This is a genomic window from Bradyrhizobium sp. USDA 3315, assembly GCF_054056795.1.
The window spans coordinates 9,388,831-9,409,434 of sequence record NZ_JBSRYP010000001.1; the positions used below are offsets into that span (position 1 = coordinate 9,388,831).

A 20,604-nucleotide genomic window follows, 5' to 3' on the forward strand; every position below is an offset into this window, starting at 1 on the left:
GCGGACCACAGGATTCGTCGTATTCGGAGTCTATTTCAATGCTGGTGACCAGTGAACGAAGGCCGACAACACGGACGCTGCGGGGATGGGCGATCCAAGTGCTCCAATGAAGTGGGCGCCATCCGCGAGTGCGAGGAGCACGGTTGATGCAGGACCGCGCCGATCCGCATGCGGCGAGCGGGCCCTCGACTTCGCCCGTCGAGACCCGCCAGCAGACGTCTCCCCTTATGCAGCGGAGGCCGCGGTTCGCGACGTGCTGGACTCGATCGGTGAGCCTGCCCAGAATGCCCCCCTGACGAGGAGGACCGGCGCTAAGCATCGACGCCAACCCGTCTTCGATTCAGGGACCTAACCCTTTCTCCACGCGCTTGCGCGCGTTGCCGACTTTCTTGACGACCTTTTTCACCGCCGGTGCCGACTTTCCTGTCTTCTTCGCCTCGTACTGGACTTCGTAGGCCTGTCCGCCAGCCACCCGCGCCCGGTCCTGTTTTCGTCCGCGCGCCGTCTTGCTCTTCTTCGCTACCGTCATGAGTGCCTCCTGTTGTGACATCCAAGCAACGCGACAAGGATTCGCAGGTTTCGGACGATTCGAACTGTGCCAATTTGAATCGGCCTTAGCGTGGAGTTCTTCAGTGGCGTTTCAGCGTAAAAAGCCCGTGGCTATCGGCATCAAGGCGCCTTTACCCGGTTTCATCGAACCGGCACTGGCAACCTCAATCGAGAAGGTGCCATCCGGAGAGCGCTGGATTCACGAAATCAAATTCGACGGCTAACGTGTTCAGGTCCATCTGGCCAACGAGACGGCGAAGATCTTCACCCGGCGCGGCCACGATTGGACGCATCGCTTCAAGAAGATCGCTCATGACGCCTGGCGGATCAAGGCGAACTCGGCGGTGGTGGACGGCGAGATCGTGGTACCGGCCGCCGAGGGCACGACCGACTTCTCGGTCCTGCAGAACGAGCTCAAGGGCAAATCGAAGAGCACCCGAAGGCCATGCCGGTGATCTTGACGACGCCGGACGAGGTCGAGTCCTGGATGACGGCCCCTGCGGACGAGGCCTTGAAATTGCAAAGGCCGCTTCCGGATGGAAGCCTCCGGATCGTCGCTCGCGGCGTCAAGGAAGACCTAACAGGGCCAACGACGTGACCGACGGGACTGACTACCAAACGGGGCCAGCACCGCATCGGCGAAGATCATCCATGTCGATATGGACGCCTTCTGCGCATCCGCGGAGAGCGCGATTAATTAACAAGGCAGCCAGGCTGCGTTCCGTGATCGTGATCCCGCCGGCAGATGCGACGCTACTTTCGCTCATGACGAAAGAAGCCTCCCGGCCGCGAGAATTGGCGGCATCGGATCGAGTTCCTCCTGCTCCAACATTTTTGCTTCCTCACTACGGAGCCAGAGCGCCAATTGTCCGATTTCGCCTGAGCGCATAGCGAGTTTCTCGAGACCTTTCTGCGATTGCAGCGGTGACCCGAAGGCCCGTGCGAGTTTTGGCTCCATCTGATGCAGTTGAACATGAATTCCGAACGCATCTTCGAGATGCGCGGCGATCCTCAAGCCGCCGGCATCGATATCACCCCAATGGTACACCGGCGTTTCCGGCGCCAGGAGAAGAGCGTGCCGGACGAGATACACCATGCTCGACAGCACATCGCGCGCCGGAAATCCATCGGTCAGGAGTGCGAGATAGTTTCCATCGATTTCCGTGCTGTAACGCCAAAAGCTTGTCGGATTCTCGACAGTCATCACGTAGTCGACGCCGTGAGCCAAAGAAGCCTGCCGAACCAAGAGCCACGGAAGGCCGATAAACGCGTCTCCGGTACCATGGATGCTCAGCGCGTCGGAAGAGAGCCGAAGCGGACCCTTGACCTGCAGGAGATGGGCCCGACGCACGATGCCGCTCGCTTCCAGAACCTCGCGCGGCTCTTCACCGGCCAGGCTCGGATCGCGACGTCGGAGCAGCTGGGCGACGCGTCCCTCCATCCGTTCGAGGGCCTTGCTGTCCTTTGCGATCCGGCGAGAAAACGTCCGGTGATCGATATCGCGGCCCGACAGGTTCACGATGCCATGCACAAGACGGATAGTTGTGAGGAACGTGTTGATCTCGCTCACCGAGAGCCCGAGAAACGTCTTATTGTTTTTCCAGGCCGCGATAGCCTCCTGCTCGATACCTCGAAAGAAGGCATCGGCCAGAATCTCCGGGATAGCGGCCAGTATCGCCTGGCGCGCGGTCTCAGCGGTCGCTCTTGCGGGCGCTCTGACCAGGAATCGATAGAGCTTGTCAGGATCGACGAGGCGCACCCGCGCGAACTCGCCGGTGAATCGACCAAGTCGCTCCTGCTCGAGCGCGATACCGCCCGCTCGTTCCGCATCCCGCAGCACACGATGAAACTCGTCCTGCGCGGCGGGACCCCCGACCAGGGTGTAGTCGATCGTCTGCGTGATGTCGCGAGTGCGAGCCAGCGGCGCTTCAAAGCGGTCGAGCAGCCGATTCAGCAGTGTCTCCGCGGTATACTGATTATTCCGCGGCATGCCTCCGCTCCTCGCGGACACGCTCTTCGAAGAAACTTCGCGGCTGATGCATCGGGTTCTCTTTGCGCAAGAGAATGTGCGCTTCTTGATGGAAATGTTGCGGGATAGCCTGGATCGCGCGGCCGACCCGGATGATCGAAATCAACGTATCAAACGTCTCCTGATAGAGGGCCTGATGCGTTTTCGGCGCGGCCATGATGAGCCGGAGGCCGAGTTGATCGTAGAACCGGATGATCTTGTAGATATTGTCGGGATCGAGCTTCTCGAACGCCTCGTCCATCAGCATAAGGGCCGATTGGGGCGGCGCATCGCGACCGCCCCCAAGGTGATTGAAGTAGGCTGATGCGGCCGCAACACCAAGGCAGATATAGAAAGGGACGAACTTCTGTCCTCCGCTGGCCTTGCCGCGGCGCTGCTCGAGGTCGGAGATCCTGCGGTAGCCTTGCTGCGGATCGCAGATATCGATGCTGAAACGAAAGTAACTCCGATAGTCCGCTAGCTCGCGAATGCGGCGGCGATGCTGGGCATCGTCGCCATTCTCGATCGTCAGCATGTCGATCAGCTCTTTGATCTTCACCTGATCGGGATCGTTCGGATCCGGATTGCTCTGCATCAGAGCGGTGGCCTTCGGCGCCACGATGTCGAGCCGATCGATTAGGTAGCGGATGGTCTCCTTGTCTTGATCACGCTCCTGGCGGATCTGATAAACTTCCCCCATGAAGACGCTGCCGCGCAACGCCCGGTTCAGATCGTCCTTGATGCGGTCGACCGCGTCGATGTTGCCGCTAAGGCGGCTCAGGAAGTCATGCACCATCGTCTCGACCAGGGCAGTGACGGCTTTGTCAATCTGCCCCTTGAAGTTACGCAAAATAGTTTGGGTGAGTTCGCGATGTCTCGAGTCGATCCAGTCATAAAGAGTGGTCGTCTGCTCGGTGGCGACAAACTGCGTCCACTCGAAGTGCGGATGCTGGTCTGGATTCGCCTGAACATAGTCCTGGATCGCGGCGTTCAGCCTCGCCACCCGCTGGGCGGGCGCCCTGTCCTTGAGAAGACCGTCAAAATGATTGCGGACATGCGCGGGATGCCCGCGTGCGGCGCGCTCCTGCACATAGGCCGCACGAGCGCGCCGGGCAAATGCCTCCAAACCAATCGCGGGATCGTGTCTCTGACGGCGCCGATCGAATGGCGGGAATGCCTCGCAGGCGCGTTCGGCGGCCTTCTTGCGTTCGTCTGCGTTCGTATTCATCGCGCCCTTTCGTTGTCCGATGGCATCGATGAGCTTGTCTTCCTTTTCTCTCTCTTCGTCCCTTTCCTTTTTGTATTGAACAAGCATTTGCTCGACTTCGCGCTTTTCCTGCATCACCCCTTGCGGCAACTCGGTCTCGAGCTCGCGAATGAGGGCGGCTTGGCGCTCGCTCTCGCGATCCGCGGACTCGATTGTCTCAAGCAGTTGGGTCGCCGCGCCGCGATTGATCACGAGAGCCGTTTCTGCGCGTTTGATGGCCTCAAGGACAGCGAATGATCGGCGTTCATTGTTCCGCGCGGTCTGCAACTTTGTCTCGAGCTCGCGTTGCTGTTCGCTGAGCTGGGCGATTTGTTGCTCGCGGACCGATTGTCCCAAGCGCGGAATCTGCTTGAGCTGGCGATACTCGATGCCGCGGCCGTGGGCGTATTTGCCGTCGGCTGATGCGGCCAGATCGCCCTTACGAATATCATTGGCCGAGCGCGCCCGAATGATCCGGCCGAGGCGCACGTTGAGGAACGCGCGAGCATATGAATTATCGGTAACCACCGCCTCGGCCAACGTGCCAGATCGGACACTCTGGTCCTGGGCCAGCACATTCTCCGACTGGATCAGCTTGGCCCTGGTCGCCTTATAGTGGCTGTCGAAATGGCGGTAGGCCTGGTCCATAAAACGCGGCTCGATGATGAGGGCATCGGCCCAGTCGCCGAGGATCGATTCGATGATGGCGCGCCATTCGGCAAACGCAGGCGCGATATCGGCGACTTCCGAAAGACTTTGCGCCGGCACATGCATCTTCGCCATATCGGCCAGGAAGTCCTGCGTGTCGTTCGACATGTAGGTGCCGCCCGACTGCAGCTTCTTCAATATGCGATGGCCCTCGTCAAATTCCTTCGTTAAACCCGCCTTAATCGAGGCGGCGGTCTGATGACGCTCGTCGAGCAGGGCCCGGACGTCGGATAGCTGCGGCACGGCGGACACGAGCGCCGCGATCTGCTTGGGAGAATTCGGCCAAGCGGCATCGTGGACGCCGACCAGGTCGGACGTCAGCCTCGAAGCAAAATCTGTGATTTTGGCAAGACCGCTGGGAAAGGCGGGGCTGTTCGTAGCTTCGCGCAAGGAGTTGAGTGCATCGAAGATCGGCTTAGCCTCGATGACGCCGGCCTTGCGGATAGCGTCCTGGGTGTTCCTCTCGGCCTGCGCCTTCTTGATCTGCTCAAAGGCCGGCGTTCCGTCGATCTGGTCCTTGATGGCGTCCAGCCGGCGCCGGATCTGCTCGATCCCGTCGACGAGCATCTGCTGATAGGACCTGGTGCTATCGAGCTTCTCCTGCATCTCGGCGATCTCTTGGCGCTGCTTGGCAATGAAGGCACCATATCGATCGTATTCCGCGCGCTGAGCACCGTAGTTCCACATGCGCGCGTTAAATTGATCGTCCATGACGCGCTCGCATGCCGCGCGGATTGTCTCGACCGTCCTGATTTCCGCCTCGACGCGCTCGATGGTCTTCTGCATGTCGCGCCAGGTGTTGTAACGTGCCTGGAAGGTCTCGATCTCGATCGGGAGGTCGTCAAGCAGGAAGCGCTTGACGAAGTCGGTGACGCTCGTGATCTGTTCGATGTCAAAGGACAGCGCCTGGCGCAGCGCGGCGCGCGCACGATCGGGATCGAGTTGGGTCCCGCGGGCATTCGCGTTGATGATCGCGTAGAGCTCCCGCAAAAAGGCCTGATTTTTCTGCCGCTGGAATGTCTTGACCTCTCGTCCCTTACGGCGCTGTTCGTCCAGGAAAGTCTGCCACGCCTTCTCCTCAAAGCCCCTGGGTTTCGGATGGACGAAGTCTGCGAAACCCAGTATCTCGCCCTCCAGGATGAAGAGGCCGAGAACGTTCTCCTCACTGAGAGATGCCTTGGCCTCGAGACAGACGCCTGCGGTGCAGCGACGCGATCCGTCGACAGCCTCGAAGCCGAGAGCGATATATGTCAGGCAGGCGTCGCGCTGATAGCCTTCACCATCATCGAGCAAGCCAAGACAGGCCTCGCGTACGGTTCTGGTGCTGCGCCCTCCCTCGGAAACGCGGCTGTTGAGATCGAGGTAACGCCGGTTCATGCCCGTCATGACGATCTGGATCGCATCGAGCAGAACGGATTTGCCCGATCCGTTGCCACCGAGAAAGACCGCGTTGCCGCGCCCGGAAATGGGGAAGTCCTGGGCGTAGAGATAGAAATTGACGGCGGCGATGTTCCGCAACACGAAGGCCGGAATCATGATGGTGAGCTCTCCGGCGCGCTATCGGAGGCATCGCCTGCGGTATCATCCTCCTCATCGACAGGTTCAGCGGCCCGCACCGGCTGACCGGCCCATACCTCGATGCGGGCCAGGAAAGAACCGTCGACCACCTCGGTGATGGTGGGGCGGATGTAGATGTCGGCGGACACCTGGAGCGAGTGGCTCTGGTCGAACGTGACCAACCCCTTGCGCTTGAACGTCGTCAGAATCGATCGCAATTCGCCCGGCTTGAGAGTTCGGGACCCCATGGAGGAGAAGACGGTTTGGATCTCCTCTTCTTCGACGAGGATCTGCGCGCTCGAGTCGACGAAATAGCCCTTCTCGGCGCCTTCGTTGTAAAGCATACGAAGACATAGGAGAACGATGGTTTCCTGTGTCGGGACCCGCGCATTGCCGTAGGCAACCGGGCTGACGAATCCGGCATAGCCCCAGGTGTCATTGAAGACGAAGCTAAACCCGAAGCTCGCGAACAGGTCTTTGAAATAGTCGAGGTTGCTCGCGATCCGGTCGAAATGCGCGGCTCCGCCGAAATCACCGCGGGAGACGAACTGCCGGTGCAGGAGCCGGTTGGCCGTCTCGGTGAGCTGTTCAGCGCTGAAGTTGGGGTCCTGGGCTGCTTGCTTTGTCGTCCACCGCGAGAAGTAGGTCATGCTTTGCCCTGTCTGCGGCGCACGAGCACGCCGGGTCCGGAAACAAATCTGTTTGTGGTCCGAGCGGCGCTCGCGCGCACTTCGAATTCGGGGTTCGATGCGAGCGCACCCGACCGTGCTTCGTAGAGAATGGCGACATCCCGCGCCGATTCCGGCTCGAACTGGTCGAGATCGAAGAAGGTGCCGTCATCCGGCACCAGCTTCCGCATACGTTCGGCGACGGCACGGGGAGTAACGTCCATGGCGGCGACATAGGCGTCGATCATCTGCTCGCGCTTGACGTCCGCCGGATCGACTATCTTCGGCTCCCGCGTCTGCGGTTCGACCGGCTCGCGCGCTTTCTTCGCTATAGCCAGAGTGGCGGTCGCATAAGGAACCGGGATTTCAACAAGTGGCGTGACACATTCGTCGTTGCCGGCGCTCCAATGGACGAACGCTAGGCGGATCGCATCTCGCAGTCTCTCCTCGCGGACGTTGCGCGCCGTCTCCTGGTATCGCACGGTCGTGGCAATCCGGCGCTCGAGCCGATGCGAAAAGCGGTCGATCACGTCCAGCTTTTCTCCGAGACCGGCGAACACGGCACGGATGCGCATGAGATCCTGGATGATCTGGGTTTCGGCCGCAGCAATGTCGGCGACCATGCCCTGATCCGCAAGCGCAACGGCGGCTCGCGCAATCTGGCCCTCATCATTGATGAACAGGTCGGCATTCGTCAGGATACTGCGCTGAAAGCGCATCGGATTGTAGGCGGATGCCTTCAGCGCTCGGTAGTTCTCCAGCAGTATTTTCTCGACAAAGCGTTCCATGAATCTAGCCAGCAGGTCGGCGAGGCCTTCGGACCGCATCAGGTCGTCTTCGATCCGATGGAGGGACGTCAGGACACCGTCGATCGAACGCCGCAACTGCACCGCTTGACGGCGCGCACTGGCAATGTTCATGACCTTGCCGGCAGGGTCCTGATAGGCGGCGAAAATGCCGCTGTCGATCAGGCTGGCTTCCGCCGAGATATCGACCTTGAGTTCCTCCTTCAGAGTGATCAGCGAGGAAAGCAGAGCGTGGGCCTCGCGGGGCATGTAGACCTCGGCGGCCTTTCGGTTCGCCACTTCCATGATCCAGCCATCGTCCCGCAATCGCCCATAGATGACGTACTCGGCGGTCTCCGTGGTTGAGCTTGGCTCGTCGTCATCAGAAACGCTCCGGAAATCGGGGTTCTCGAGAACCTGGCGAATGACCTGCAGCACCTCGGACTTCTTCGGCGCGAAAGCAAAATCATCGAAGAACTGTTCAAAGATGGCTTCCAGGATCGCGACGTTGCGAATATGGGCCCGCGTCGACAGCAGGCGAAACAACGTGTGCGGAATGACATCAAGAAAGCTCATTCTGCCCTTTCATCGCGGGGAACCGTGTGTAAAGTAAGTTAGCACAAATCAAACAAACCGACTGAACCTATGCCCCGCCCACAAAAATATACCGATTCCGAAATTGTGGCGGCTGCGCAAGCATTGATTGCACGGGGCGAAGAAATCAATCCGATGCGCGTCCGAATGCGGCTGGGAGGGGGGAATGTCAAACGGATCAAGACCGTGCTTGCCGGGATGCCCCGGCGGCCGTCGCAAGGCCCTGTGCTTGAGGGACGCCTGCCACCCGCATTGAAACGTGAGTTGCTGCACCTCACAGCCGAAGCCTCCCAGGAAATCCTGCTTCTTCTCGCCAAATATTGGGCAGGCGTGCCCACGGCATCAACCAATACGATTGGCGAAGAGAACGCTGGGCCTCAGAGCCGCATCACCGGTCTGGAGAGAGACGGGCTCGCCCTGTCGGAGAAGCTTGCGCTCGCCGAAAGCCATCGGGAGGAGACGGAACGCGCCATGAAGCAGGTTGCGACCGAGAGGGACGATCTGGCCCGGAACTTTCGCTCCCTGCAGTCGGCCCTGCGCAATGCGGAAGCCGACTTTCGCGCCGCACAACGAACAATCGAAACCTTCGAGCGCCATCGGCGCGAGGACCGGGAGCAAATCCGGGACCTTCACAAGCGGATAGAAGAGATGATCGGCGAGATCGCCCAGCTGAAGACGAAAGCGAGCGGCGCCCCGCAACAGAAAGGGCCGCGTGGCGCTGGATCCTAGTGGATCATGCGTCAGTTGGGCTCTTAGGGTTTGCCTCATGCGTTTGCCTAGGGGAACGGAAGCGTCAAAGCGGCCGTGTAGGAACGGCCACGTCCGCCATCGAAATCGAACTCGTAGAGCCGGACAGAGCCGAGTGCCGTCTGGCGCTGGCCGAGAAAGAACGTGAAGGCGTTGGGCGCGGCGATGAATAGATGGGTCATGCCGATCCCGTCGGCCTTCACGGCCCGAACCGCGGTGGTCGCCGCGTCCGCGAGTTCGAAAGCGTGGCGCCCACTGGTAACGGACTGTGCGCCCGGTCCAGTAGTCGGCTTCAAGATCAAAAGCCGGCCGACGCTTGGAAGCGCGGTTTCGGAGTATCGGCGTACATCGGCCGAAACGTCATGGGTCAGGCCGAGCGCCACGGCAAGATCCGGCTGATCATCCCGAAGCTCCACCGTCTCCGCAACGAGGGTCGGCCAAGTCGGATCGGAGATCACGTCATCGGCCGACCAAAGCCGGCGGCCCGTGCTGCGCTGCTCGAGCTCGACTTGTCGGCCCGATTTGATGTTGATGATGGAGCCGGCGGCAAAGGCCAGCGTGACGTGGGCGTCAAGCGCTAGCCGCAGGCGCGGCTGGTCCTTAGCGGCTGCGAGCAGGAAGCCCCGCAGCGCGGGATAGAGCTTCGCTTCCCAGTCGGCGTCGCTGCGGATATATCGCTCGTCAAAGGACGGGATCATGTCCAGCACGGCATGACAACGCTCCTCAAGCCGATCGAAGGCGTGCTCGAAGGATTTGACGCCGAAGACCCGTGGTCCGCCTCGCGCCGCACCCAACAGGTCTTCCCGGGCGCAGACGGCGCGGAAGCGGGCGCGGTCGAACTCGAGCCGCCCCTGCGCCATCCACTGGAAAACGACATCGTCATAGGGGAACGCGCTCTGGTTGGCGGGGATGCGCTGCAGGCCGACATAGGCAAACAACAGGTCAAGCTGATCGCGCAGCCCATCGAGCGTATCCGTCGCCTCGCCAAATGCGAGCGTGCGCGCCAAAAGGCGAAGCTCGGTTTCATCGATGCCGAGATGCTCGCGCCAGGCCTTGCGCACGGCGCCGGCCTTGCTGTTGTCGGTCACCGAGCCATAGAGCCGCTCGAGCCGCATCGCGCCGGAGCGCGTGCCGACCATTTCGCGCAGTGGGTCGTTGCGGTCAAGGCGCCAGTTGGTCACGAGCTTGAACCGCACGCCACTCCCCTGTGGGGCGTAAGCGAGCTGCGCTTCCCGCGCGCGCTGCAGCAACGAGCGGGCATTGGCGTTGATGAACTCCGGATCGACCAGGTGGGAGTAGCCGTAGCTGTCGGGCGCGACGTGCCATTTGCACTGCATGTGCTCGCGCCGCAGCGGGTCGCCATGTTGGTCGACCGCACTGCGCGCGGCATCGTATTCGACCCAGATGTCATCGAAACTCTTTGGTCCCGTCTCGAAGCCCACGCGCACGACCGGACTGTCCGGGTCAAGAAGGCGCGCCGCGTGATACCAGAAGAGCCGCGCCTGGAAGGTATCTCCATCGCGCCGGACGGTTACGGCCTGGGTCATGCGCTCACCTCAGCATCTCGCCGTCACGGAAGGGAGGCGTCGGCACCATCGACCGGGCGATCTCGACGGCGCGCGCGCCGTCGACCGCCCTGGTCGGGTAGGCGTCCAGCACGATCGTCGGCAGCAGCCGGTGCGTCAGATCGGAGAAGGTGAAGCCATAGTCACGGCTGCCCCGCTGCGGCCCGGTCGCCGCGACCAGAGCGTCGATATGATCGCCGCCGAGGCCAATCGGCTCCAGCCGGCTGGACAGCACGAAGCGGCGCTGCTCGTCGGTGGGTCGCGCGAAGCTCAGCACATCGGCGGCACGGCGGCGCACGGCAGGATCAAGCGCATTGAGGCGATTGGTGCACATCAGGACGGCCGCCGGCAGCTTCGCATTGGCAATCCGGTCGATGCCGCGGATGAATGCGTTTACGCCAGCGCGGTCCTCGTGATGCATCTGGGCCGCCTCGCGCGACTGCGCCAGCGCGTCGGCCTCGTCGACCAGCAGGATCACGGCGCCACGCGAGCGGCCGGACGCTGACTTTAGCTTGGTCGCCTCCGCCGCCGTGTAGTCGAAGGCGGCCGAGAGCAGCTGCGTCATCTCGCCAACCCGGCCCTGGCCGCGCGTCGACAGGCTGAGCGGCAGCAGGGTGATGTCGATCTTCTCCTGTCGTGCCACCGCATCGCCGATCGTCTCGGCAAGCTCCGTCTTGCCCGAGCCGACATCGCCGGCAAGCACGACCAGCGGCGGGCGCCGCAGCACCGTATCGAGCAAGGCCTGAGCACCCGGGTGATGCTTCTTCGCCCAGTCGGCAAGGCCTGTCGGATTGACGAGCAGGCCCAGGATCTTTGCGAGCCGGTTCTTCTGCTCGTCGAGCCCGACCAGCCGGGCCAGCCGGGATTGCGGATCGATGTCGGGATAGGTGATACGGCGCTCGAACAACTCGTCGAGGGTCGGCTTGGTGTTCATCAAAAGCTCCTGACGGTGGCGCGGTCGAGGGCCCTGCCCCCGGACGAATACGTGCGGTCGTTCGACAGATAGCCGGAGATGCCCGGCTCGGGGGCGCCGCCGCGCGAAAACGGCAGGCTGGCCTTGAAGGCGTCGCGCTCGGTCTGACTGAGACGGTCCCACGCCGCCGTGTAGGTCATGTAGCTGTAGAAGGACGCGCCGCTGATGTCGGCGCCCGGGCGGATCTTGCCGGGATCGTCGTCGTTGGCCGAGGCGCCGGCGAGGTCGCGGGCGGTGTAGCGCAGGGTCGGCTCGATCCACTTGCCGTCTTTCTTGAAGCCGTAGGTGACGGTGTCGAGGTAGCCGGCCCGCAGCATTTCGGTTGCTTCGGTCTCGTAGCCCGCGATGCTTTCGTCGGACGGCTTGCCATAGAACCGCTGCATGCGCTTCAGGTCGGTCGCGACCTTGGCGGCCATGTGGCGGGCGTGGGTGACCGTGAAGGTCGTGCTCTCGGTGAAGCTGTAGCTGTAGGACATTATTGACCTCACGCCTGGAAGGAGGAGCCGAAGACCTTCTGCCAATAGGCGACGGTCAGTTGCTTGTTGGGAGCGGCCAGCGCCGCATCGATGGCATCACCGGCATCGAGCGCGCCATCTACGATCGCATCCGCATTCGCCTTCGTGTAGAGGCGGGCGACGTTGTTGGCGGCGTTCACGGGATCGATGATCTGCACCGTGTCGGTGAAGGCGCCGACCGACGAGGCCGAATAGTAGTCGCCGAAGACGATTTTCGAGCGCATGTCGGTGCGGGCGACATAGGTGAAGAAGTGCTGGAGCGCCTCCGGATAGTCGGCGAAATCCAGGCCATCATCGCAGAGCCTGGCGAGAATCATCTCGATCATGAAGGATTTGAAGCGGAACCCATCCCGCTCCTGCTTCATGCGCCGCGCCCAGAATTTTACGAGCCGGACCACCTGGGCGAAATGTTTCTCCTGGGCGCGCTTGCGCTTGGATGCGAATTCCAGATGCAGCGGAATGCTCGTCTTCAGGAACGACCCATCGTCCTGGCTGACGAGGTTGCCGTACCACTTGGGGTCGCCGTCATAGAGGATCGGCACGACGTCGACGTCGAGTCCCGTCCCCCGGAAGGAAACGGTGACGGAATAGGTCTGCGGCTGGACTTGGTCGGGGCTAAAATTGGGGAAGGCCTTGCGCAGCCGCTGGGCGAGATAGTCGAGCAGCGCTTGCACATCCTTCGGCGCGTCGGCGCCGCTGATGTAGCAGGCGATGTCGATGTCGTTGAGGGAGCGAAGCGCCGTGCCTTTCGCCAGGCTGCCCGAGAGAAGCATCTTCTTCAGCGTGAAGTCCGGATGCTCGGACAGATAACCTTCGAGCTTCTCGCGAAGCCGCCGGGCCTGCGCCCGGTACTCATCCGCCTTCTCTTTGGGCAGGTTCACCTTGTCCTGCGCAAAGGCGGCGATCTCGTCATGGCCGACGTGTTGCCGTCCCATATCCTGCTCCTGTTTGGCCGGCTGCCCAGGGGCGGCGGCGTTCGAGATCAGGATATAATAGCCAAATTTTAGCTATTCAAGATGCCAAATTTAGCTATTCCGCATTGACATAATCCATTGATTCTCTATATGCTGCGCACAACGACGGAGGATGAGATGACGGCGAAGCGAACCATGACGCTGAACCTCACCGACGCCGAGATGCGGGTTCTGGACGAATTGTCGGCCCGGAAGGACATCACCAAGACCGCCGTGCTCCGGCAGGCCTTGCGCCTCTATCAGACGATCGACGCTCGGGTCGAAAAGGGCGAAAAGCTCTTGTTCGAGAACGACGCGACGAAGGAGAAGGCGGAGTTGATGCTTCTATGACGGTCGATGTCTCGAAAATCTATCTTCTCGATGTCGCGACCGGTTCAGACGTCGAAGCCGAGCTGCGCGATGCGATCGAGCAAGCGCAGCTCGACGACTGGCAAACCAAGTGGCGGCCAGCCCTGCTGACAGTGCTTCAGGAGCTCGTGCGCAAGGGCGTGCCGTTCGAGCAGTGGCCGCAAAGCTGGCACTGGAACTGGGCGCAGAAGACCGCGCGCGTGCAGGGCCTGCTGGCTTTTCGAGGCTTCAGCATTATCGCGCAAGGCGAGACTCAAGCTCTGGCACAAGTTGATCTGACAAAGGCGTGCCGGGAATCAAATCAGCGCGGCAAGCCGCTCGTTTATCTCGACTACCTCGAGGTCGCTCCCTGGAACCGACCAGACCTCGGGAACGTTCCGCGTCTGCGTGGCGTCGGTACAGCCCTCATCACGGCCGCCGTCGCGCTCAGCGAGGACGAGGGCTTCAAGGGACGACTGGGGCTGCATTCCTTGCCCCAGGCCGATAACTTCTACCGCAAGATCGGGATGACGGATCTGGGGCAGGACGCGGCATACCAGAATTTAAGATACTTTGAGATGACCAGCGAGCAGGCTCGCGCGTTCTTCGAAAAGGAGGAGAACGATGAAACTTGAACGAAGCAAAGAGTGGTGGATGGCTCGGGCACGTCGTGAAGGCGACGCCGTCATCGGCGCCGGCTTGCTCGCGTTCGACCCGGTGCCGGAGGAGCGGCCGGCCACCATCGCACAGACGGCGGCCGGCGAGGAAACGCGGATCGCGTTTGGCAAATTCGTGAACCTGATGCGCCGTCGCCGCGGCTTTTCGATGGAGAGACTGGCCGAGGTCGCCGACCTCGACGCCAGCGAGCTCCTCGTGATCGAGGACGACGTCCATTATGTTCCGGAGCCGCGAACGGTCTTCAAACTGGCGCAGACCTTCGAGGTGTCGCAGCGGCGCTTGATGCAGCTCGCCGGACTTGCCGCGGCGAATGATGCCGGCTTCCGGCAGGAAGCTGTAAGATTTGCTGCGCGATCCGAGGCTGTGCAGAAGCTCACTCCAGAAGAGAATTCCGCCCTTGAAGCGTTCGTCGCTGTCTTGAGCGAGCAGGATCCCAAACGAGTGAAGTGAAAAACGTCAGCCTCAAAGATCGGACGATCGCCGACATCGACGGACAGGTTGACAAGGTCCTGCGGGGCCTTGGCAACCCCGAGCCGCCGGTCGACCTGCGCCTTGTTCGGGAGCTATTGAAGCTCGACCGCGGCTTCTACTCGACTACCGACGACAGTCTTTTGCGGGAGACTTTCTCGCGCCTGAAGGTCGCCGGCCTTCAAGTTCTCTTGCGGCCAACCATCCTGCGCGACGCCGTCCAAAGTCTCAGCCTGAAGGCCCTCTATCTGCCCGACCAGAAGCGGATCCTGCTCGACCAAGATCTCCCTATTCTCAAGCACCGCTGGAACGAGGCCCACGAGATCGGCCATGACATCATCCCCTGGCATATCGGAATGATGTTGGGCGACACGGAGCAGACGCTCACACCCGCGTGCCATCAGATCATGGAGGCGGAGGCGAACTATGCCGCTGGTCAACTGCTTTTTCTCGCCGGGCGCTTTGTGGAAGAGGCCACCGCTTCGGTACCGAGCCTTGCCTTCGTCAAGAGCCTGAGCAAGGAGTTCGGCAACACCATGACTTCCACGCTCTGGCGCTTCGTCGAACAGGGCCATGGCGACCGGCCGATCGTGGCTCTCGTCACCGGCCATCCGCATCGGACACGGCGCAAGGCCGATTTCGATCCTTCGAACCCGTGCCGGTATTGCGTGGAATCTCCTCCTTTCCGCGAGCGGTTCGGCGCCATGCGCGAGACCGACCTGCTCGCAACCATCGTCGGCTATTGTGGTTCGCAGCGCGGCGGCAGTCTCGGCCGCAGCGAGGTGCTGCTCGCGGACCTCAATGGCGATCAGCATGTTTTCGATTTCGAGACGTTCTTCAATCGCCACGAGGCGTTGACACTGGGCTATTGGCTACGCTCGTACAACGTGCCGGTGCCAGTGCGAGTGTTCTAAGGAGATGGTCCAGCGGACGACATTCTTGCCGAAACCGTCCTTCTTCCTATTCTAGAGCTTCTTGCGCGTGGCACTGAGGCTAGCCGGGATGCCGGCCGTCTCCTGCTTGGTGGCGCAAGCCTCGCCATATGGGATGAAGCCTTGCGAGGAGCGCCACCTCACGCGGTTGGGCTTCCGTAGTCCACCGCACGACGGCCAACGTGAATAGGATATTGCGGGCGGCCTCCGAGATTTGGTGCTCGAAGGCGTGCGACCAAATTTCCTCTGGTGAGTCGAGCAACTTGGCAATGTGATCTTGATAGCTACTCGCTGGCACGTCTCTGACGCGGGCGTAACCTGATAGCCACTCGATGAGGCGCGGATTGAAATTCCGATGCCGGATGATGCGAAAGAAGAACTCGTCCGCAATGATCGCTGTCTTATATTCGGTTGGCAGATCGCTGAAGTAGAGATGGTTGTAAAGGATTCGCGCCTTTTGCCCAAATGAGTAGTCCTGCAATTCGAGGATGCAGCGATGGTCGAGGAGCGATCCGCCACGCAGCTTTTCGGAAACGCTCATGGCTTGCCGAACGCACAATCCTCGCGATCGGAAAATTGTTGAGAAGTGCGTAATTGCGCTGATTCCGGACCCACTGGTTTTCAGAATGGGCCGTATTCGCGATCGAGTATATTCCTTTTTCATACGGGTTTGCGTATAGATTATAGATATACGAAATCGCGTATATTTCCGGAATATACGCGATCTGGTATATTCTATTGGAGGTTGGATATGACGCAGGATATTGCCCGCACGGAAAAGCAGCTGGGAGCCATATTACGCCGGGCTCGCAAACAGGCCGGACTGACGCAGTCCGATCTGGGTAAGCGCATGCACCTGCGCCAGGGAACAGTCTCCCGCCTGGAGGGGGGCGCGCCTGCAATCCAGCTGCGCACACTGATGGAAACTCTGGCGGCCCTTGATCTCGAGTTGGTCATCCGCACGCGCAGCAAGGCGAGCGCTGCCGACATTGAAAGCGTCTTCTGATGGCCCGTCCGCGAACAAACGCTCCCTTGCATGTGTTCATCAACGGACGGTTGGTCGGGACGCTTGGGCGGGAGTCAAGCGGAGCAATCGATTTCCGGTACGATCCGCAATGGCTGGCCTGGAAAGCCACTTTTCCGATTTCTCTATCGCTGCCCCTTCGCGAGGACCGCTACATCGGCGCGCCGGTCATCAACGTATTCGACAATTTGCTTCCCGATAGCGAACAGATCCGCAGACGCGTGGCCGAACGTGTTGGGGCGACTGGAATCGACGCCTATAGCATGCTGACCGCGCTCGGGCATGATTGCGTTGGCGCGCTCCAGTTTTTGCCTGAAGGGATTGATCCAGGTCCGGCCGGGAAGGTCGATGGGAAACCGATCAGTAACGCCGATATTGGCAAGATCATCCAGAACCTCGCCGCAGCCCCGCTGGGGGTTGGCGAGGATGAGGAATTCAGAATTTCGATTGCGGGCGCGCAGGAGAAAACCGCCTTACTTCGCCGCGATGGCAAATGGTACAAGCCGGTCGGCACTGCCGCGACCACGCACATTCTTAAGCCGCAAATTGGCCGGCTGCCAAACGGCATAGACCTCTGCAACAGCGTTGAGAACGAATATTTCTGCCTGCAACTGCTGTCCGGCCTCGGCGTGCCAACTGCCAACGCGGAGATCGGTGACTTCGGGGGACGCCGAACGCTCATCATCGAGCGATTTGATCGCCGCTGGACAGGCGACGAGCGCTTGCTTCGCCTTCCCCAAGAAGATGTTTGCCAGTCTCTGTCGGTCCCGCCCTCGAGGAAATACCAGTCGGAAGGCGGCCCGGGGATGAAAGAGATTCTGGAGCTGCTCAAGGGCAGCGACGCGCCGGCCGAGGATCTGGCGACATTCATGCGCGCAGCCATCGCGTTCTGGCTTGTTGGAGCAACGGATGGTCACGCCAAGAACTTCAGTGTGTTTCTAAGCCCCGGAGGGCGCTTCCGCCTCACTCCCCTGTACGACGTGCTCGCCGCCCAACCGAGCCTGGATGCAAAGCAGATTCAACCCAAGGCGCTCAAGCTCGCGATGTCTGTCGGCAAAAGCCGTCACTATAGAATGAGCGAAATTCAGCCTCGCCACTTCATCCAGACGGCCGAAATTTCCGGTGTCGGAGCTACCGTCGTCCGTGCAATTTTCGAGTCTCTGGTAGAAAGTTTCGAGCCGGCTTTCGCCCGGGTTCTTGAAAAGCTTCCGAAGAACTTTCCGTCGGAACTGACGGAGTCGATACGGATCGCCGCTCTGCACCGGATCACTATGATCAAGGAAGCCAGGTCCGATGCAGCATCTTGATTCCGGCTGAGACCAATAAAGGGGTGCCGCCGGCAGCAAGGGATTCTTGAGGTTCGACGCATGCGTTCTTGGAAAACATAAAACAACGCGCGCCTAACCTCACAGAGCCCCGATTTCAGCTCGAGATCAAAACGGCATTTCAGCTCCCACGAAATATTGGAAGAACGCGATCTCGAAAGCAACCTCGGCGAGGGGCAGTCGCCCACATCGGAAAGGCGAACCCAACAGGATCAATTCGCCTTAGCCATCAATCTGCCGCGCGATCAGAGTCAATTCGATATTTCCGCGTCTATTTAAGGCTTCTACATCTAGTCCGGCGGAGGCCGACGGCCAAGAAGCGATCCAGCATGGCATTGACCTGGTCTGCAACCTCGATCGTGTTGAAATGTCCGGCGAGCATTGTCTTCGCTATTACCAGCTGTGGACAGATCTCCTGCAGCCGATCGAGATCGCGCGTCACGTTCACAAGCGGAACATCTGCGGAAATATAGGCCATGGGAATCCGGCAGGCTTCCGCTGCAGGGACGGGATCATAATTCAAGGTTGCGTTCCTTATCATCGAATAGGCCACATGCTGTGGCGTTTTTTCGCAAGACGGAAGCACATAGGTCTCGTATATCGTCTTTCGCCGGGTGGGATCGTCAAAATCGCAGCCCATCTCCCACGCATTTGTCTTTGAGACCGCTAGATAGTCGGGTCCGCCAATGCCTTCCAATAGCCTTGTAAGCTCGCGAGATTCGCGCAAGATCGGAGGCGGCATGACGATTGTGTCGATCATGACCACGCCTGAGGCCAGGTCAGGATAGCGGCCGCACAGTTCGAGCGCGATCCGCCCTCCCATGCTGTGGCCGATTACAACCGGCTTGAGCAATTCCAGCTGAGCGCATTGCCAAGCGATATCGTCAGCAAATCCTGCGATGGTGTACTCCTGCTCGGGCGCATCGCTGGCGCCGTGGCCGCGAATATTGACGGCCACGACACGATGGCTTTGAGCAAAATGGGCGATCTGCGGCGTGAAGATGCCGTGGTCGCCGGTCCAGCCATTGATAAGGAGCAGCGGAGGGGTTTGCGGGGCTGCAGGTCCGACCTCAACATGTGCCAAACGTACGCCGTCGCGACACAACAAGACGGGCTGCAATGTTCCACAGGAAATCACGGTCTTTCCTCCTTAACTTGGTTGGCATTCAAGCGACCTGGACGAGATGTCCGGCCGAAAGAACGACGCCAGAGGACGAGGCAACAGGGTGAAGGCGAACGAATTGGGATGAATGCGCACGGCCTTATTTCTCGTGATCTGTGTCAGGGCTAGCGCCATGTCGCAGCTTTGAGCTGTCTCGTCAGGGAGACAATGCATTCGACCGGGCACCCGCCCCCGAGATCGCCGGATCGGGACCGGGATGCAGTTCGTCACGAGCGGCTTCGTCGCCGTCGTCCGATCGCGGCAAGGATCTCCATCTCCTGGACAAGAGGCGATGTATCGATATCGGCTTTGATAACTTCGCCGAGCTTTCGGGCTGCGACCTTGAATTGCGATCCTTCGATCAGCTGCTTTGTCGCTGTCGCTATCTCCGGTTCGGATGCTGTCGGTGGCAATCGAAGCCCTACGCCCTTTGATTCGACCCTCGCTGCGTTCGCCGACTGGTCTCTTCCCATTGGCAGAATGAGTTGCGGCAAAGCATTGATGATTGAGCGGGTGACCGTCCCGTGGCCTCCCTGAGATATGACAAGAGAAACATCCTTCATAACGGTGTCGTGGGGCGCGCCGCAAACCAGATGGACGTTCTTCGGAGCACGAAAACTGGCTATGTCCAGATTCGGACCTGCGGTGAAAACAGCTTCGATATCCATGGCGCCGACGGCATTGATGACGCGTTGAAACAAGTCTTGCTGGCCCTGCGCTCCCGTGCTGCAGGCGATCAGCGCGCGGGGACGATCGAGCCCCGCGGACCAGGGAGCCTGCCACGACCTGGACCAGTCCGGCACATCGAGCAAGGGTCCGATATAGCGGAAACTGCCCGGAAGAGCGTCCGCCTTGAAATCGAAGGCCTGGCTGATGGCCAACAGAACTCGATCAGCCTGATCGAACAGGTCCATGGCGTCTGGAAGAACAGGCAGGCCGAAATCGACGCGGGCTCTATTGAGGACAGGAAGGGACGCGTTCATCGCCGCAGCGAGCGCGGCAGAGGCTGCCTCGACCTCGGCGCGCTCCTTTGGCGTTTTCGGTTGCCCCAGCCCGGAAGTCGCAGGCGGCATTCCGGGAAGAATCCGAATGCTGACGTGAGGCGAGAGAAACGCGAAAGGCACGCCAGATGCCTGCGCCCCGACCGCCGCGCCAAACAGGAGGTCGAGACCGAGGACCGCATCTGTTGGCACGCGAGCAATCTCGTCGCGAATATCGGCTGCGTAGGCCGAGCAAGGCTCAAAGACGACCCTGCGCATGCGATCTCGCAAGTTTGAGACATCCGTTGGGTCCGCGGCCTCCCCCTTGGGGCCGCGGCGCCATGTCACGAATTCGAAATCAGCGGCCTCGACTTCTGACCGCATGGCCGGATCGGCGATCACCCGGACATGATGACCATGTCGGCGCAATCGGCGAGCCGCTGTAAGCAGCGGACTGAGATTTCCCAACGTGCCCCACGAGGCGAAGAGAAAATTGTAGGACGTCACCGCCACTCCTTTGCAGTCGCGCATTCGAAAATTCCCACTCTCCTCATGCGGCGCTACTCGAATTCGCGCGTGCGCCCCCTGGGACGCTGCATGCGAGCAGTCCGGCAGGCGGGAGACGGAAGCGTATTACCCGCATGACAGAAACGCGCCGGGCTTCCAACGCGCTGGAGCGATGTGGCGCGATTCTTCGAAGAGAACGCGACCGACGTATCGAGATGGTGCCCTCACGCCTGGTGCGCCGAAGTACGGATCTCTTGAAGAGAAGCGTGAAGGCCGTGACTTGTCGATGATCCATTGATGCCGCGTGTCGTT

19 protein-coding genes and 3 pseudogenes are annotated in these 20,604 nt (G+C 60.7%); 10 read left to right on the forward strand and 12 right to left on the reverse strand.

The window, feature by feature from the left end; genetic code table 11:
• Positions 1-38: 38 nt before the first annotated feature.
• A pseudogene (locus ACVIYL_RS43680) lies at positions 39-315 on the forward strand (hypothetical protein).
• A gap of 25 nt (positions 316-340) precedes the next feature.
• Here ACVIYL_RS43680 and ACVIYL_RS43685 read toward each other — a convergent pair.
• Positions 341-529, reverse strand: coding sequence for a DUF3606 domain-containing protein (locus ACVIYL_RS43685; RefSeq protein ID WP_456781588.1), 189 nt, complete (start codon positions 527-529; stop codon positions 341-343).
• 103 nt (positions 530-632) lie between these two features.
• On the opposite strand from ACVIYL_RS43685, the pseudogene ACVIYL_RS43690 reads away from it, so the two are divergent.
• Together ACVIYL_RS43690 and ACVIYL_RS43695 are read left to right on the forward strand one after the other, a co-directional pair.
• Positions 633-983, forward strand: a pseudogene (locus tag ACVIYL_RS43690) (ATP-dependent DNA ligase); the annotation flags it as partial.
• Positions 983-1,147, forward strand: a pseudogene (locus ACVIYL_RS43695) (SOS response-associated peptidase); the annotation flags it as partial. The pseudogenes ACVIYL_RS43690 and ACVIYL_RS43695, both read left to right, overlap by 1 nt.
• Positions 1,148-1,312: 165 nt before the next feature.
• Here the strand turns inward: ACVIYL_RS43695 and ACVIYL_RS43700 are convergent.
• From ACVIYL_RS43700 to ACVIYL_RS43715, 4 genes are read right to left on the reverse strand one after another with little or no spacing between them, the layout of a single operon-like run.
• A complete protein-coding gene (locus ACVIYL_RS43700; protein WP_456781589.1) occupies positions 1,313-2,539 on the reverse strand; it encodes a Wadjet anti-phage system protein JetD domain-containing protein in 1,227 nt (408 codons plus the stop codon).
• A complete protein-coding gene (locus ACVIYL_RS43705) occupies positions 2,526-6,047 on the reverse strand; it encodes an SbcC/MukB-like Walker B domain-containing protein (RefSeq protein WP_456781590.1) in 3,522 nt (1,173 codons plus the stop codon). Before ACVIYL_RS43705 ends, ACVIYL_RS43700 begins: the two co-directional genes overlap by 14 nt.
• On the reverse strand, positions 6,044-6,718 hold the full coding sequence (locus ACVIYL_RS43710) for a DUF4194 domain-containing protein (RefSeq protein WP_456781591.1): 675 nt from the start codon (positions 6,716-6,718) through the stop codon (positions 6,044-6,046). Before ACVIYL_RS43710 ends, ACVIYL_RS43705 begins: the two co-directional genes overlap by 4 nt.
• Complete coding sequence (locus ACVIYL_RS43715) at positions 6,715-8,097, reverse strand: Wadjet anti-phage system protein JetA family protein (protein ID WP_456781592.1); 1,383 nt, start codon at positions 8,095-8,097, stop codon at positions 6,715-6,717. The genes ACVIYL_RS43710 and ACVIYL_RS43715 overlap by 4 nt, the downstream gene beginning before the upstream one ends.
• Before the next feature lie 69 nt (positions 8,098-8,166).
• On the opposite strand from ACVIYL_RS43715, the gene ACVIYL_RS43720 reads away from it, so the two are divergent.
• Positions 8,167-8,844: a hypothetical protein gene (locus ACVIYL_RS43720; protein ID WP_456781593.1), complete on the forward strand. Its 678-nt coding sequence runs from the start codon at positions 8,167-8,169 to the stop codon at positions 8,842-8,844.
• A 47-nt stretch (positions 8,845-8,891) separates the two neighbouring features.
• Here ACVIYL_RS43720 and ACVIYL_RS43725 read toward each other — a convergent pair whose 3' ends face one another.
• Genes ACVIYL_RS43725 through ACVIYL_RS43740 form a run of 4 tightly spaced genes read right to left on the reverse strand, consistent with a single transcriptional unit; the run spans position 8,892 to position 12,850 of the window.
• Complete coding sequence (locus ACVIYL_RS43725; RefSeq protein WP_456781594.1) at positions 8,892-10,409, reverse strand: SAVED domain-containing protein; 1,518 nt, start codon at positions 10,407-10,409, stop codon at positions 8,892-8,894.
• A gap of 4 nt (positions 10,410-10,413) precedes the next feature.
• A complete protein-coding gene (locus tag ACVIYL_RS43730) occupies positions 10,414-11,361 on the reverse strand; it encodes an AAA family ATPase (protein WP_456781595.1) in 948 nt (315 codons plus the stop codon).
• The gene (locus ACVIYL_RS43735; protein WP_456781596.1) at positions 11,361-11,876 is read right to left on the reverse strand and encodes an HORMA-1 domain-containing protein; all 516 of its coding nucleotides are present in this window, start codon (positions 11,874-11,876) and stop codon (positions 11,361-11,363) included. The genes ACVIYL_RS43730 and ACVIYL_RS43735 overlap by 1 nt, the downstream gene beginning before the upstream one ends.
• Before the next feature lie 8 nt (positions 11,877-11,884).
• Complete coding sequence (locus ACVIYL_RS43740) at positions 11,885-12,850, reverse strand: CBASS oligonucleotide cyclase (protein WP_456781597.1); 966 nt, start codon at positions 12,848-12,850, stop codon at positions 11,885-11,887.
• A gap of 156 nt (positions 12,851-13,006) precedes the next feature.
• Between ACVIYL_RS43740 and ACVIYL_RS43745 the strand changes: the two genes are divergently transcribed.
• The 4 genes from ACVIYL_RS43745 to ACVIYL_RS43760 are packed head-to-tail and all read left to right on the forward strand — an operon-like array spanning position 13,007 to position 15,276.
• Positions 13,007-13,219, forward strand: coding sequence for a ribbon-helix-helix protein, CopG family (locus ACVIYL_RS43745; RefSeq protein WP_009734077.1), 213 nt, complete (start codon positions 13,007-13,009; stop codon positions 13,217-13,219).
• Positions 13,216-13,851 (forward strand): GNAT family N-acetyltransferase, encoded by a 636-nt coding sequence (locus tag ACVIYL_RS43750; RefSeq protein ID WP_456781598.1) that lies wholly within the window; start codon positions 13,216-13,218, stop codon positions 13,849-13,851. The genes ACVIYL_RS43745 and ACVIYL_RS43750 overlap by 4 nt, the downstream gene beginning before the upstream one ends.
• Before the next feature lie 19 nt (positions 13,852-13,870).
• Positions 13,871-14,344: a helix-turn-helix domain-containing protein gene (locus tag ACVIYL_RS43755; protein WP_456781599.1), complete on the forward strand. Its 474-nt coding sequence runs from the start codon at positions 13,871-13,873 to the stop codon at positions 14,342-14,344.
• Positions 14,341-15,276 (forward strand): ImmA/IrrE family metallo-endopeptidase, encoded by a 936-nt coding sequence (locus ACVIYL_RS43760; protein ID WP_456781600.1) that lies wholly within the window; start codon positions 14,341-14,343, stop codon positions 15,274-15,276. Before ACVIYL_RS43755 ends, ACVIYL_RS43760 begins: the two co-directional genes overlap by 4 nt.
• A gap of 79 nt (positions 15,277-15,355) precedes the next feature.
• Here the strand turns inward: ACVIYL_RS43760 and ACVIYL_RS43765 are convergent, their stop codons facing one another.
• On the reverse strand, positions 15,356-15,835 hold the full coding sequence (locus tag ACVIYL_RS43765) for a hypothetical protein (protein ID WP_456781601.1): 480 nt from the start codon (positions 15,833-15,835) through the stop codon (positions 15,356-15,358).
• A gap of 210 nt (positions 15,836-16,045) precedes the next feature.
• Between ACVIYL_RS43765 and ACVIYL_RS43770 the strand changes: the two genes are divergently transcribed.
• Together ACVIYL_RS43770 and ACVIYL_RS43775 are read left to right on the forward strand one after the other, a co-directional pair.
• On the forward strand, positions 16,046-16,300 hold the full coding sequence (locus ACVIYL_RS43770) for a helix-turn-helix domain-containing protein (RefSeq protein ID WP_456781602.1): 255 nt from the start codon (positions 16,046-16,048) through the stop codon (positions 16,298-16,300).
• A complete protein-coding gene (locus tag ACVIYL_RS43775; protein ID WP_456781603.1) occupies positions 16,300-17,625 on the forward strand; it encodes a type II toxin-antitoxin system HipA family toxin in 1,326 nt (441 codons plus the stop codon). Before ACVIYL_RS43770 ends, ACVIYL_RS43775 begins: the two co-directional genes overlap by 1 nt.
• A gap of 289 nt (positions 17,626-17,914) precedes the next feature.
• On the opposite strand, the gene ACVIYL_RS43780 is transcribed toward ACVIYL_RS43775, so the two are convergent.
• Both ACVIYL_RS43780 and ACVIYL_RS43785 read right to left on the reverse strand, forming a co-directional pair.
• Positions 17,915-18,781 carry an alpha/beta fold hydrolase gene (locus tag ACVIYL_RS43780; RefSeq protein ID WP_456781604.1) on the reverse strand — a complete coding sequence of 289 codons (867 nt, stop codon included), beginning with the start codon at positions 18,779-18,781 and terminating at the stop codon, positions 17,915-17,917.
• A 251-nt stretch (positions 18,782-19,032) separates the two neighbouring features.
• Positions 19,033-20,316, reverse strand: a complete 1,284-nt coding sequence (locus ACVIYL_RS43785) for a glycosyltransferase (protein WP_456781605.1) — start codon at positions 20,314-20,316, stop codon at positions 19,033-19,035.
• Between the last annotated feature and the right edge of the window lie 288 nt (positions 20,317-20,604).